The sequence below is a fragment of the Nocardia sp. NPDC024068 genome, from assembly GCF_040638875.1.
GTDB lineage: Bacteria > Actinomycetota > Actinomycetes > Mycobacteriales > Mycobacteriaceae > Nocardia.
On sequence record NZ_JBEZYU010000001.1, the window covers coordinates 542,046 to 553,884 of the forward strand.

Sequence of the window (11,839 nt, forward strand, 5' to 3'; positions counted from 1 at the left end):
GGAGACCGCGTGGATGCCCGAGGACGGTGAGTCACGGTGGACAGAGCGAATGCAGCGGTGCGGCCGGAGGACATCCGGAACGTGGTGTTCGTCGGCGGCAGCGGGGCCGGCAAGACCACTCTCGTGGACGCGCTCGCCCTGGCCACGGGCGCGGTGAACCGGGTGGGCCGGGTCGAGGACGGAACATCGCTGTCGGACTACGACGAGATCGAGCGGCGGCGGCATCGGTCCGTGCAGCTGTCGGTGGTGCCGGTCCACTGGGGTGGGGTGAAGGTCAATCTGATCGATACCCCCGGTTACGCGGATTTCCTGGGCGAGGTGCGGGCCGGATTGCGGGCGGCGGATGCCGCGCTGTTCGTGGTGTCGGCGGCCGAAGGGGTCGAAGGGGTCGGCGGGGTTTCGCGGGCGCTGTGGGAGGAATGCGCGAGCGTCGGGATGCCACGCGCCATCGTGCTCACCCATCTGGACACGGCCCGGGCGGGATTCGAGGAGATGACGCGAACCTGCCAGGCGCTACTGGGCGGGGGCGCCACCGAGAACGTGCTCCCGCTGCATCTGCCGGTGTACGGGCCCGCGAGCGCGGACGGGCACCGGCCGGCGACCGGGCTGATCGAACTGCTGGAGCAGCGCACCGCCGACTATTCGACCGGCGACCGGGTGTGGGCGGATACCTCCCCGGGCGACGAGACACTGTTCGACCGGGCGCGGGAGCGGCTCATCGAGGGCATCATCGCCGAGAGCGAGGACGAAACCCTGATGGACCGGTACCTGGGCGGAGAAGCGATCGAACTCGCCACGCTGGTGACGGATCTGGAGCGGGCGGTCGCGCGGGGCGGTTTCCATCCCGTACTGTTCGCCGCGCCCGCCGCCGAATCCGGGCGGCAGGGGCTGGGCACCGTCGAGCTGCTCGAACTCCTCACCGCGGGATTCCCCACACCGGCCGAACATGAGGTCACGGCAGTACGCCCGGGCGACGGGCACCGGCCGGTGGCACTGCACTGCGATCCGGCGGCGGCCCTGGCCGCCGAGGTGATCCGTACCTCGTCGGACCCCTACGTCGGCCGGGTATCGCTGGTACGGGTGTTCTCCGGGACCCTGCACGCCGACGATACGGTCCATATCAGCGGCCACGGCTGGAGCGCCGACCACGACACCGAAGAACGCGTCGGCGGCGTGACGGCGCCGTTCGGCCGGGAACAGCGGCCGCTCAGCGAGGCGGTGGCCGGGGATATCGCCTACGTCACCAAACTCGGTCATGCCGAAACCGGCGATACCCTCTCCGGCACCGATTCACCACTGCTGATCGAACCGTGGCAACTACCGGAACCGCTGCTGCCCACCGCGGTCCGCGCACGCACCAAGGCCGACGAGGACAAGCTTCCGCAGGGTTTGGCGCGCCTGGTCGCCGAGGATCGCGGACTGCGTGTGGAGAACAACGACCACACCGGACAGCTGGTGCTGTGGAGTCTCGGGGAGGCGCAGCGTGATGTGGCGCTGGAACGGCTGCGCGACCGGTTCGGCGTCGATGTCGAGGTACAGGAATGCCGGGTCGCCCTGCGGGAGACCTTCGCCGGCACGGCCACCGGACGGGGCCGCCATGTGAAACAGTCCGGCGGGCACGGCCAGTACGCGGTCTGCGAGATCCAGGTGGAACCGCTGCCGGAGGGATCGGGGATCGAATTCGTGGACAAGGTCGTGGGCGGCGCGGTACCGCGCCAGTTCATCACCTCGGTGGAGAAAGGGATCCGGGCGCAGGCCGGGCGCGGCGTGGCCACGGGTAATCCGCTGGTGGATGTGCGGGTCACGCTGATCGACGGTAAGGCGCATTCGGTCGACTCCTCCGATTCCGCCTTCCAGACCGCGGGGGCGCTCGCGTTGCGCGATGCCGCGTCCGGCACCCGGGTCGATCTCCTCGAACCCATCGCCCGGGTGCGGGTCCGGGCGCCGGACGAGCAGCTGGGCGCGGTGCTGACCGACCTCTCGGTGCACCGGGCCCGCATCCTCGGTACCGAACCGGCGGATCCGGGCCGCAGCGCGGTCCATGCGGAGGTACCGGAATCCGAACTCACCCGGTACACCGTGGAACTGCGCTCCCTGACCCACGGAGTCGCCCAGTTCACCCGCTCCTACCTGCGCCACGACCGGATGCCCCCGCAACTGGCCGAGCAGATCCGCCGGGAGTCCGCGACCGCACCCGGCTGAGGTCGCCCCGTCGGGACAAACCTGCGCGCCGCGCAACCCCGGCTACGCCCCGCGCCCGTCATCGATCGACGCGACCTTCCGCTCCAGCACCGCCCGCTCCCGCGCGTTACCGCAGCGGGCCACCGCTTCCGCCAGTTCGGCGCGGGCCTCACTCTCGCGACCGAGCCGCAACAGCAGTTCGCCGCGCACGCTCGGCAGCAGATGGGACGTCGCGAGCGCCCCCGCCGCCACCAGCTCGTCGACGATCACCAGCGCCGCCCCGGGGCCCTGCGCCATCGCGACGGCGACGGCGCGGTTCACCTCCACCACCGGGGAGGGGGCCAGGCGACCCAGGGCCTCGTAGAGGACCACGATCCGCGCCCAATCGGTGTCGGCCACCGACGGTGCGACAGCGTGGCATTCGGCGATCGCCGCCTGCAGCCCGTAGGTTCCCAGCCCCCGGCGGGCCCGTTCGGCACGGGCCAGGGCGGCGCGGCCCCGGGCGATCGCGGCCCGATCCCAGCGCCGCCGGTCCTGGTTCTCCAGCAGGATCGGTTCGCCGTCGGCGCCGGTGCGGGCCGGGAACCGGGCCGCGGTCAGCTCCAGCAGTGCCAGCAGGCTGTGCGCCTCGGGCTCGTCGGGCACCAGCCGGCCCAGCACCCGGGCCAGGCGCTGGGCTTCGGACGCCAGATCGAAGCGGATGAGATCGGTGCCGGAACTGGCCGACGAGCCCTCGGTGAAGATCACATAGATCACCCGCAAGACCGAGACCAGCCGGTCGGCGCGGTCGGCCACCGGCGGGATCTCGAACGGGACCCGGGCCGCGGCCAGGGTCTTCTTCGCACGGGTGATCCGGGCCTGCACGGTGGCCGTCGGCACCAGGAACGCCCGGGCGATCTCATCGCTGGTGAGGCCCCCGATCACACGGAGGGTGAGGGCCACCCGCGCTTCGGGGGCCAGCACCGGATGGCAGGACAGGAACATCAGCGCGAGGACATCGTCATCGATGCGGTCGGGATCCCACAGCACCTCCTGCTCCGGTCCGGCCGGAGCGCCGCCCGCCGCCAGGCCGCCCTCGCCGAGGTCCCGGGCGAGGGCGGCGTAGCGGTCGTCGAGGGCCGAACGACGCCGGAACCCGTCGATGGCGCGACGCCGGCCGACCGTGAGCAGCCAACCGGCCGGATTGCGCGGCACCCCCTCGCGCGGCCAGGTCACCAGCGCCTCGGCCAGCGCCTCCTGGGCCAGATCCTCGGCGAGAGGGAAGTCGCCGGTGTAGCGGGCGAGGGCGCCGACGATCCGCGCCGATTCGATCCGCCACACCGCGGCCACCGCCTCACGGCCACCGTATTCGGGCACAGCCGCCGCTCAGAGCTGGCCGGTGGCCTCGCGCCACGCCCGCTCCTTCTGGATCCAGATATTGTCCTGCGGGAATTCGTCGATGGCCGGCACCCGGCGGACCTCGGTCTTGAAGCCGGGGCCGGTCACCGGCATCCGCTTGGCCCATTCCACCGCTTCCTCCTTGGAGGCGACGTTCAGGATGTAGAAACCGTTGAACAGTTCCTTCGTTTCACCGTAGGGGCCGTCGGTCACCACCGGGTCCGCGGAGGAGTAGTCGACGACCACGCCGTCGGCGGCGTCCTCGAGGCCCTCCGCGGCGAGCAGTACGCCGGCCCGGATCAGTTCGTCGTTGAACTTACCCACCGTTTCCAGCATTTCGTCGAAATCGATCTCGCCCATCTGCGCGAAAGCTTCGTCGGTCGCGCGCATGATCAGCATGTATTTCATCGTCTCTCCTCGTTTCGGCGGGTCCGGATGACCCTTTCGTCCATAGGTCGAACGGGCGGCCCTGCGGATCGACAGCACCGCGAAAAAATCTTCCCGGGAATTCCGACGCGGCCCGGGCTCGGCTCCATTCTGGGAGAAATACCAGGACAGTGGCATAATTTACGGGCAGAACAAGGGAATCGAAGTGTGGCGTATGAGGGCGTCGCCGGCGATCAGTTCTCAGGGTCCGGTGTGGCCCCTCCCATCCTGAAGGGAGCAGTTATGACCACCCAACCCGCAGCCCCCAGCGCAGGCAGACCCGCCGCGCCCGGCGTGACCACCGGGGCGCACGCGGCGTCCGCGGACGATACGAGGAAACAGGCCATCGCGACCGGCGGCTCGATCGCGGCCGCCGCGCTGCTGCTGACGGCCGGCATCATCACCCTGTTCCAGGGAATCGCCGCCCTCGCCGAAGACGAGGTCTTCATCTCCGGCCCCGAATACGTCTACGAGCTCGACCTCACCAGCTGGGGCTGGGTCCACATCGTATTCGGCATCCTGCTGGTCCTCACCTCGCTGGCGCTGATGACCGGCGCCGTCTGGGCGAAGATCGTCGCCATCGGCCTGGCCTGCCTGTCGATCGTCGCCAATTTCCTGTGGCTTCCCCACTACCCGCTGTGGTCGATCCTGATCATCGCGCTCGATATCGTGATCATCTGGGCCCTCGCCACCTGGGATCCCGCCCGGAGCTGAGCATCCCGGACAGGGCGACGCGCCGGCCCGGGAACGGCACCGTTTCGCGACCGTGTCGGCGCGCGCCGGGAGGTCCGGCGAATGCGACCATGAACGGATGACGCTGTCGGCGGCGCCCGTGGAAACCGAACCGTCGGCGATCGTCTCACTGTGCTGGATCGCGGCCGTCGCGGTGACCGCGCCGCTGCTGTCCCGGCTGCTCCGCGGGCTGGTACCGGATGTGGTGCTGCTGCTCGTGGCCGGAATCGTGCTGGGTCCGCACGCGGCGGGCCTGGCGGGTACGGCGGGCGGGGTCGAACTGCTGAGCGAACTCGGGCTCGGCATGCTGTTCCTGCTCGCCGGATACGAGCTCGATCCGCGGCTGCTGGGCGGACGGCCCGGGCGGACGGCATGGTTCACCTGGCTGGCCGGGTTGGTCCTGGCGCTGCTGCTGGTGTGGTTCGCCGCCCCCGACGCCGGGTTCACCGCGCTGATCGCGGTCGCCATCGCCCTCACGTCGACGGCGCTGGGCACCCTGCTGCCGATCGTGAAACAGGACGGCATCCTGGGACAACCGCTGGGCCGCGCCGTCCTGGCACACGGCGCGGTCGGCGAACTGGGCCCGGTGCTGGCGATGTCGCTGCTGCTCTCCGGGCACAGCCCGGGCGCCGCGCTGGTGGTCCTGCTCCTGTTCGCGGCGGCCGCCGCGGTGCTGGCCTGGGTTCCGCAGCGGATGCTGGAACGGCGGCCCGGCGCCGAACGCCTGATCGCCACCCTCGCCGCGGGAACCACGCAGCTTCCGGTGCGCATGGTCTTCCTGCTGCTGCTGATCCTGATGACCGTCGCGGAGGTCTTCGACCTGGATGTGGTGCTCGGCGCGTTCGCCGCGGGCCTGATCCTGCGCCGGCTGGTCGCCGAGACCCATCCCCGGATCCAGGATTCGCTGGAGACCATCGGATACGGAGTGCTCATCCCGATCTTCTTCGTCGTGTCCGGTATGGGTATCGACCCGGCCGCGGTCGCCGACAAACCGCTGACCTGGGTGGTGTTCGTGGTCGCCATCGCGCTGGCTCGCGGTTCTACGGTCTGGTTGAGCGAACGCTTCGTCCCGCACGGCGCCAATCTCGAATTCCCGCACGAGCGCGTCCAGCTGGCGTTGTACGCGGCGACCGGGCTGCCGATCATCGTCGCGGTCACGCAGGTGGCGACCCGCTCCGAGCTCATCACCGCGGAACTGGCCTCCACGCTGGTCGCCGCCGGTGCGACCACCGTCCTGCTGTTCCCGCTGATCGCCAAACGGGTCGGGGGCCGCGCCGCGCGCCGTGGGTCCGGGCAACCGGTCGGCGACCGCTGACCTCCGGGACCAGTGCCGCTCCCGACCGGGGAGTCCGGGCAACCCGGCGATACGGGGACCCCGCAACTGGCAGAATCCCCGGCGTGAGTACGCCGGAATTCGGGATCTATGTACCGCAATTGGTTTCGGACTATGCCTGCCTGCGTGACCTGGCGCGCACTGCCGAACACACCGGATTCGGCAGTTTCTGGCTGTTCGACCATCTCGCGGCGCCGGGGATGCCCGATCACCCCGCGCTGGAGTCCTGGACCACCGCGACCGCACTGCTCGGCGATACCACGACCCTGCGGGTGGGCGCCCTGGTGCTGTGCAACAACTTCCGGCATCCGGTGGTGCTGGGCCGGATGGCGACCACTCTCGACGTGATCTCCGGTGGGCGGCTGGAGTTCGGCCTCGGCAGCGGATCGATCGCCGAGGAACATCGGCAGGCCGGGCTGCCCTGGGGCGGCGCCGGTGAACGTTCCCAGCGTCTGGGTGAGGCGCTGGAGATCATCACATCCATGTTCGCCCGGGAACGCACCACTTTCGAGGGTACGCACTATCAGGTGCGCGATATCGCCAATGTGCCCGGTCCGGTGCAGCGTCCGCGCCCGCCCATCCATATCGGTGGCGTCGGGCCGAAATACACGATTCCGCTGGTGGCCCGCTACGCCGATGTCTGGAACATCCCCACCTACGGTCTGCGGGAGCAGCGCCGCCTGACCGAACTCCTCGAGTCCGAATGCGCCCGTATCGACCGCGACCCCGCGACGATCCGCCGCTCCCATCAGGCCGTCCTCGCCCTCGCCGCGAACGAGGACGAGCTCCCGGAGGTCCGCGACCGGGCCCGGCGCCATTACGGCGCCGCGGCGTTCGGCCTCGACGAGGGCTACGTGGGCACCCCGGAAATGGTGGCGGATCTGCTGTCCGAACGCGCGGAACAGGGTATCGATGCCGTGATCTTCATGACCGGTGCGAAACAGGCGGAGGCCACGATGGAACTCTTCGCCGCGGAGGTCGTGCCACGGCTCAGCTGAAGTCGCCGAACGAACCCCCGCGCCCGGCCCCGGAGGCGAAACGTCCGGCGCCCGCGGCGGCTCCGGCGGCGAACGAGATCATGCCGTGTTCCCATTCGTTGGCCATCGCCTCCCGCTCGGACAGGCCGTCCTGCTCGAGCAGCGACAGCCGGTCGTGCCGCTGGCAGACCTGCGGGAAGCGGGCCATCTCGGCGGCGAGCAGTTCGGCCGTCGCGCGTTCCTCGCCCACGGGTACGACCCGGTTGGCCAGACCCATCGACAGCGCTTCGGGCGCGGTGACCGCGCGTCCGGTCAGCACCATATCCATCGCGTGACTCGTACCGATCAACCGCGGTAGCCGCACCGTGCCGCCGTCGACCAGCGGGACGCCCCAGCGCCGGCAGAAGACACCGAAGACCGCGTCCTCGGCGGCGACCCGCAGATCGCACCAGATCGCCAGTTCCAGCCCACCGGCCACGGCATGCCCGGCGACCGCGGCGACAACGGGTTTGCTCAACCGCATCCGGGTGGGGCCCATGGGAGCGCGCCCGTCGGCGGTGAGCGGATTGGCGCGATCGGTGCCGACCGATTTCAGATCGGCCCCGGCGCAGAAGGTTCCGCCCTCACCCCACAGCACGGCGACCGCGGCGGTGTCGTCCGCCTCGAATTCGGCGAACGCATCGAACAGCGCCGCGCCGGTCGGGCCGTCCACGGCGTTGCGGGCGTGCGGCCGGGACAGGATCACGGTGTACACCGGGCCGTGGCGTTCGACCCGAACCGCGGAGGTGGTCATCTCGTTTCTCCCTACCAGGTGTCGATACCGGTGCGGCGGGCGGTGTTGCGCCAGCCCTCGCGTGGCGGCCCGGGCTGCGCGAGCAACGCGGCACGCAGCACACCGCGGGTGTCCGCCGGGTGGATCACATCGTCGATCTCCAGGTGGGCCGCGGTATCGACGGCGCTGCCCTGCCGGTAGGCCGGGGCCACCAGTTCGTCGAAGCGGCGGGCGCGTTCGTCCGGGTCCGGGATGGCGGCCAGCATATCGCGGGAGGCCAGGTGTACCGCCCCTTCAAGGCCTATGCCGCCGAATTCGCCGGTGGGCCAGGCGACGATCATATCCGTCTGATGGAATCCGCCCCCGGCCACGCGCCGCTCCCAACCTACGTCGCCCGGGATCTCCGCCAGCCGATATCGGAGCGGTCGACGACCGGTCACCCGGCCTGCCGGCCCTCCCCTTGACATCCCGTCTAGCCCTGAGACGACTGCCCGGAGCCCACACCCTTGACGACGGCGCGATCCATGAATCCGAACAGGTACCCGGCGACCCGGCGCATCTGGATTTCCTCCGCGCCCTCGGTGATGCGGTAGCGGCGGTGGTGCCGGTAGATATGTTCGAACGGCGTATAGCGGGAGTAGCCGAGTCCGCCGTGGACCTGCATGGCGCGGTCGGCGGCCTCGCAGCACAGCCGGTTGGCCCAGTAGTTGCACATCGAAACCTGTTCGGATACCGCGAAAGTTCCGTAGGTGTCCATCGACCACGCGGTCTTGTGCACCAGCGCGCGCAGCATCTCGCATTGGGTGTGCAGTTCGACCAGCTGGAACTGGATGGCCTGATTCGAGGAGAGCGGTTTACCGAACGGTTTGCGCTCGTTGGCATAGGCCACCGCGCGGTCCACACAGTGCTGCGCCGCCCCGAGGCTGGATGCGGCCTGCCGGATGCGATTCTCGTTGAAGAAGTGCTGCACCACGCCCAGCCCCCGGCCCTCACGTCCGAAGATCGCCGAATCCGGTACCCGGACATCGGTGAGCGAGACGCGCGCGTGGTCGGTGGGCATATTGAAGGTCCACAGATATTCCTCGACCTTGAAGCCCGGTGCGTCGGTGGGGACCAGGAACGCGGTGATCCCGCGCCCGTCGCCGGCCTCGCCGGAAGTGCGGGCGAAGATGAGGTCGGCGTCGGCGATATGCACACCGGTGTTCCAGGTCTTGGTGCCGTTGATAACCCAGTCGGCACCGTCGCGGACGGCGGTGGTCTCCATATGGGTGGCGTCGGAACCGTGTTCGGGTTCGGTGATGCCGAAGGCGAAGAACCGGGTACCGGCGGCGAGTCCGTCCACCCACACCTTCTTCTGTTCCTCGGACCCGTATTCCAGCATTAGCAGCAGGCCGACGTTGTTGGCGACGATGGCGTGCTCGTTCTGCAGATCGCAGTGCAGGCCCAGACCGCGCCGGGCGAGATGCTCCCGGATGACCGCCATCCCGAGATTCGTCCCGTCGCGACCGCCGAATTCCTTGGGGAAGGCGTAGCGGTAGTGGCCGGCCGCGTCGGCCCGCCGACGCGATTCGGCCAGCAGTTCCTCCCAGTCGGCGCTCGGCAGGCCGCCCCGGTCCCAATCGGTGCGGGCGTCCTCGCGACGATGGTCGAAGAACCGGATATTGTCGTCGGCCTGTTCGAGGGGCTCGATCTCGCGCTCGATGAATTCGTCGAGTTCGCCCAGATAGGCGCTCAGCTCGGCGGGCAGCTCGAAATCCACGGTGACTCCTATGCTTTCACTCGGGGCCGGATCTGCATGAGCAGATCCCATTCGATTTCCGAGACCCGGCGCCCGCTGGCGGCCATGACGATATCCCGGACCGTACCGTCGAGATGGGCCGCCGCCTGCTGGGCCAGCCCGGCGCCCCAATAGAGGGTGCCCATGACCTTCCACCACAGGTAGCGGTCCAGATCGAAAACACCGCCCGCCTGCTCGTATCCGCGCACGAAGGTATCGCGGTCGGCGAATCCGCCGAACTCGTAGGCGTCCTCCCTGAACCGCCACATCCGCAGGGCCGGCCAGGCGACATCGCGCATGGGGTCGCCGAACCGCTGGGCGCCCTCCCAGTCCAGCACGGCCCGCAGCCCGTCGCCGTCGATGATGAGATTGCCGTTGCGCATATCGGTATGGATCAGCGCCGGTCGCTCGGGCGGGCCGGGCAGACGTTTCTCCAGCCAGCGCAGGGCGAGCGCGAAAACGGGGCGGTCGGGCAGGAGGGTTTCGACGACGGATCGCACCTCGGCCAGATGCTCGGCGGCGGGGTCGGCGCCGGCGGCGGGGACCCCTTCCGGTGCGGCGGCCGGGTCGACAGTGTGCAGACGCGCCATGGCCGTGCCCCACTGCTCGGCCGTCCGCACCGCGTTACCCGAAGCCGCCAGGGTGCGCAAAACCTTGCGGGGCACCGTCTCTCCGCCGATATGTTCGGAGATCACGAACGGTTCGCCGATATAGGAGATGTCGGTACAGACGGCGAGCACGGCCGGTACCGGAACACCCTGCTCCCGCGCCAGCTCACGGACGTCGGCCTCCGCGTCGACGGGCATCAGCTGGACGGCGGGCGGCACGACCGTCGCCACCATCCGGCGCGGAGTGTCGCCCGTGGTGGCGGTGAAGGCGATATTGCGACGTCGCGCTCCCGCGGACAGGAACTGGAAATCGGAGATCACGACCGGTACGCCGCGTTCGGCGGTGAGAAAGTCGGTGAGCCCCCGGACCGGGTCATTACTCACGCTGTCTCCTCTCCTATGAGCGAGAGCCCTCCGTGGTCACGCTCCGCTACCGCCTCCGGGCCCGACTCGCTCATGCGTCCTCCCAGCTGTCGTAGCCCGGTTTGGCGATCGCCAGATCGGCGCGCACGACCTCGGTGAGTGCCTGCCACAGCGCGGCGTCGTCCCCGGCCGGGACCGCGGCGAGAAGTCCCTTCTCCCGGGCCGCGGCGGCGGGTCCGTGTTCGGCCTCGCGTCCGAGGACGCGCGCGAGATTGGCCCCGACCCGCGCTCGGTGTTGCAGATCGGGCGGCAGCGCCGGCAGCAGGGTCTCCTCCAGCAGCTCGGCGAGTGATTCCAGCAGCTCGGCTGCGGTCGGTCGGTTCTGCACTACGGCTCCCGTCGATGGATTCCGGCCCGGCGCGGTACGGCGGCCGGTGGCGGCAGCTGACTGGAATCCACGATCCGACCTCCTTGTCGTCGCCACGGGTGAGCGATGAGACAAACAGTAGAGGATGTTCTCATCGTCGCACCAGAGGTTCCGGACGGGTGTGCTTCGACCCCTGGTTCACCCGGCCGCGGTCAGCGGGCGGCCGCCAGAACCCTTTCCGGAGCACCCTGGTCGACGAGTCGCCCGCCGCGCAGCAGCACACAATGGTCGGCGCACCGGGCGTCGTCGCGATCGTGTGTGGCATGGACGACCGTGACCCCGGCGGCCGCGGCGTCCCGGATCGCGGCGCCGACCGCCGCGTGCGACGCGGAGTCCAATCCGGTCGTGGGCTCGTCCAGCAGCAGCAGATCGGATTCCTGAGCGAGGGCCCGCGCGAGCAGCACCCGTTGCCGCTGGCCGCCGGACAAGGTGTCCAGCCGTCGCGCGGCGAGGTCGGCGATATCCAGCCGGTCGAGACATTGCGCGATCACCGTCCGGTCGGAGCGGGTGAGGCGGCGCCAGAGCCCTCGGTGCGCCCAGCGGCCCATGGCCACGGTCTCGGCCACCGTGATCGGCAGCGTCGGCGGTATCGCCTGCTGCTGGACCACCAGCGCCGGACGGCGGACACCGGCGCGCGTGATCGTTCCACGCGCCGGGCCGATGATGCCCGCGAGCACGGCGAGCAGGGTGGATTTCCCGGAACCGTTGGGTCCCACGAGGGCGGTCACCCCGCCGCCCGGAACGGTCGCCGAGACCTCGTGCAAGACGGGAGTGCCCGCGTAACCCGCAGACAAGCCGGTGATCTCGATATCCGCCGTACGCATTCCACAACTCCCGACACCAACTTGTAATGACAATCGTTATCA

At 69.8% G+C, this 11,839-nt stretch carries 12 protein-coding genes; 4 read left to right on the forward strand and 8 right to left on the reverse strand.

The genetic code is table 11. The annotated features are described in order from the left end of the window. Positions 1-36: 36 nt before the first annotated feature. Positions 37-2,202, forward strand: coding sequence for an elongation factor G-like protein EF-G2 (locus AB0F41_RS02345; protein WP_357420863.1), 2,166 nt, complete (start codon positions 37-39; stop codon positions 2,200-2,202). A gap of 42 nt (positions 2,203-2,244) precedes the next feature. On the opposite strand, the gene AB0F41_RS02350 is transcribed toward AB0F41_RS02345, so the two are convergent. Both AB0F41_RS02350 and AB0F41_RS02355 read right to left on the reverse strand, forming a co-directional pair. After that, a complete protein-coding gene (locus AB0F41_RS02350; RefSeq protein ID WP_357420864.1) occupies positions 2,245-3,537 on the reverse strand; it encodes a DUF6596 domain-containing protein in 1,293 nt (430 codons plus the stop codon). Between the two features lie 9 nt (positions 3,538-3,546). After that, on the reverse strand, positions 3,547-3,966 hold the full coding sequence (locus tag AB0F41_RS02355; protein ID WP_357420865.1) for a YciI family protein: 420 nt from the start codon (positions 3,964-3,966) through the stop codon (positions 3,547-3,549). A gap of 261 nt (positions 3,967-4,227) precedes the next feature. On the opposite strand from AB0F41_RS02355, the gene AB0F41_RS02360 reads away from it, so the two are divergent. The 3 genes from AB0F41_RS02360 to AB0F41_RS02370 all read left to right on the forward strand — a co-directional run bounded on the left by AB0F41_RS02360 (position 4,228) and on the right by AB0F41_RS02370 (position 7,047). Continuing rightward, complete coding sequence (locus AB0F41_RS02360; RefSeq protein ID WP_357420866.1) at positions 4,228-4,698, forward strand: hypothetical protein; 471 nt, start codon at positions 4,228-4,230, stop codon at positions 4,696-4,698. 97 nt (positions 4,699-4,795) lie between these two features. Next, on the forward strand, positions 4,796-6,031 hold the full coding sequence (locus tag AB0F41_RS02365; RefSeq protein WP_357420867.1) for a cation:proton antiporter: 1,236 nt from the start codon (positions 4,796-4,798) through the stop codon (positions 6,029-6,031). Positions 6,032-6,114: 83 nt separating this feature from the next. Further along, entirely contained in the window at positions 6,115-7,047 is a 933-nt protein-coding gene (locus AB0F41_RS02370) for an LLM class flavin-dependent oxidoreductase (protein WP_357420868.1), read from the forward strand. On the opposite strand, the gene AB0F41_RS02375 is transcribed toward AB0F41_RS02370, so the two are convergent. The 6 genes from AB0F41_RS02375 to aztA form a co-directional block, all read right to left on the reverse strand. After that, on the reverse strand, positions 7,040-7,819 hold the full coding sequence (locus AB0F41_RS02375; RefSeq protein WP_357420869.1) for a crotonase/enoyl-CoA hydratase family protein: 780 nt from the start codon (positions 7,817-7,819) through the stop codon (positions 7,040-7,042). The genes AB0F41_RS02370 and AB0F41_RS02375 overlap by 8 nt on opposite strands. An 11-nt stretch (positions 7,820-7,830) precedes the next feature. Then, entirely contained in the window at positions 7,831-8,169 is a 339-nt protein-coding gene (locus AB0F41_RS02380) for a hypothetical protein (protein WP_357420870.1), read from the reverse strand. A gap of 101 nt (positions 8,170-8,270) precedes the next feature. After that, positions 8,271-9,557, reverse strand: coding sequence for an acyl-CoA dehydrogenase family protein (locus AB0F41_RS02385; RefSeq protein ID WP_357420871.1), 1,287 nt, complete (start codon positions 9,555-9,557; stop codon positions 8,271-8,273). Positions 9,558-9,565: 8 nt separating this feature from the next. Beyond that, entirely contained in the window at positions 9,566-10,504 is a 939-nt protein-coding gene (locus AB0F41_RS02390) for a phosphotransferase family protein (RefSeq protein WP_357420989.1), read from the reverse strand. A gap of 133 nt (positions 10,505-10,637) precedes the next feature. Beyond that, positions 10,638-10,934, reverse strand: coding sequence for a hypothetical protein (locus AB0F41_RS02395; protein ID WP_357420872.1), 297 nt, complete (start codon positions 10,932-10,934; stop codon positions 10,638-10,640). Between the two features lie 191 nt (positions 10,935-11,125). Beyond that, entirely contained in the window at positions 11,126-11,797 is a 672-nt protein-coding gene (gene aztA / locus AB0F41_RS02400) for a zinc ABC transporter ATP-binding protein AztA (RefSeq protein ID WP_357420873.1), read from the reverse strand. Between the last annotated feature and the right edge of the window lie 42 nt (positions 11,798-11,839).

Bases quoted from the DNA above. Each gene is read 5' to 3' on its own strand.
- AB0F41_RS02355 (WP_357420865.1), bottom strand. From the start codon at position 3,966: ATGAAATACATGCTGATCATGCGCGCGACCGACGAAGCTTTCGCGCAG.
- AB0F41_RS02360 (WP_357420866.1), top strand. From the start codon at position 4,228: ATGACCACCCAACCCGCAGCCCCCAGCGCAGGCAGACCCGCCGCGCCC.
- AB0F41_RS02365 (WP_357420867.1), top strand. From the start codon at position 4,796: ATGACGCTGTCGGCGGCGCCCGTGGAAACCGAACCGTCGGCGATCGTC.
- AB0F41_RS02375 (WP_357420869.1), bottom strand. From the start codon at position 7,819: ATGACCACCTCCGCGGTTCGGGTCGAACGCCACGGCCCGGTGTACACC.
- aztA (WP_357420873.1), bottom strand. From the start codon at position 11,797: ATGCGTACGGCGGATATCGAGATCACCGGCTTGTCTGCGGGTTACGCG.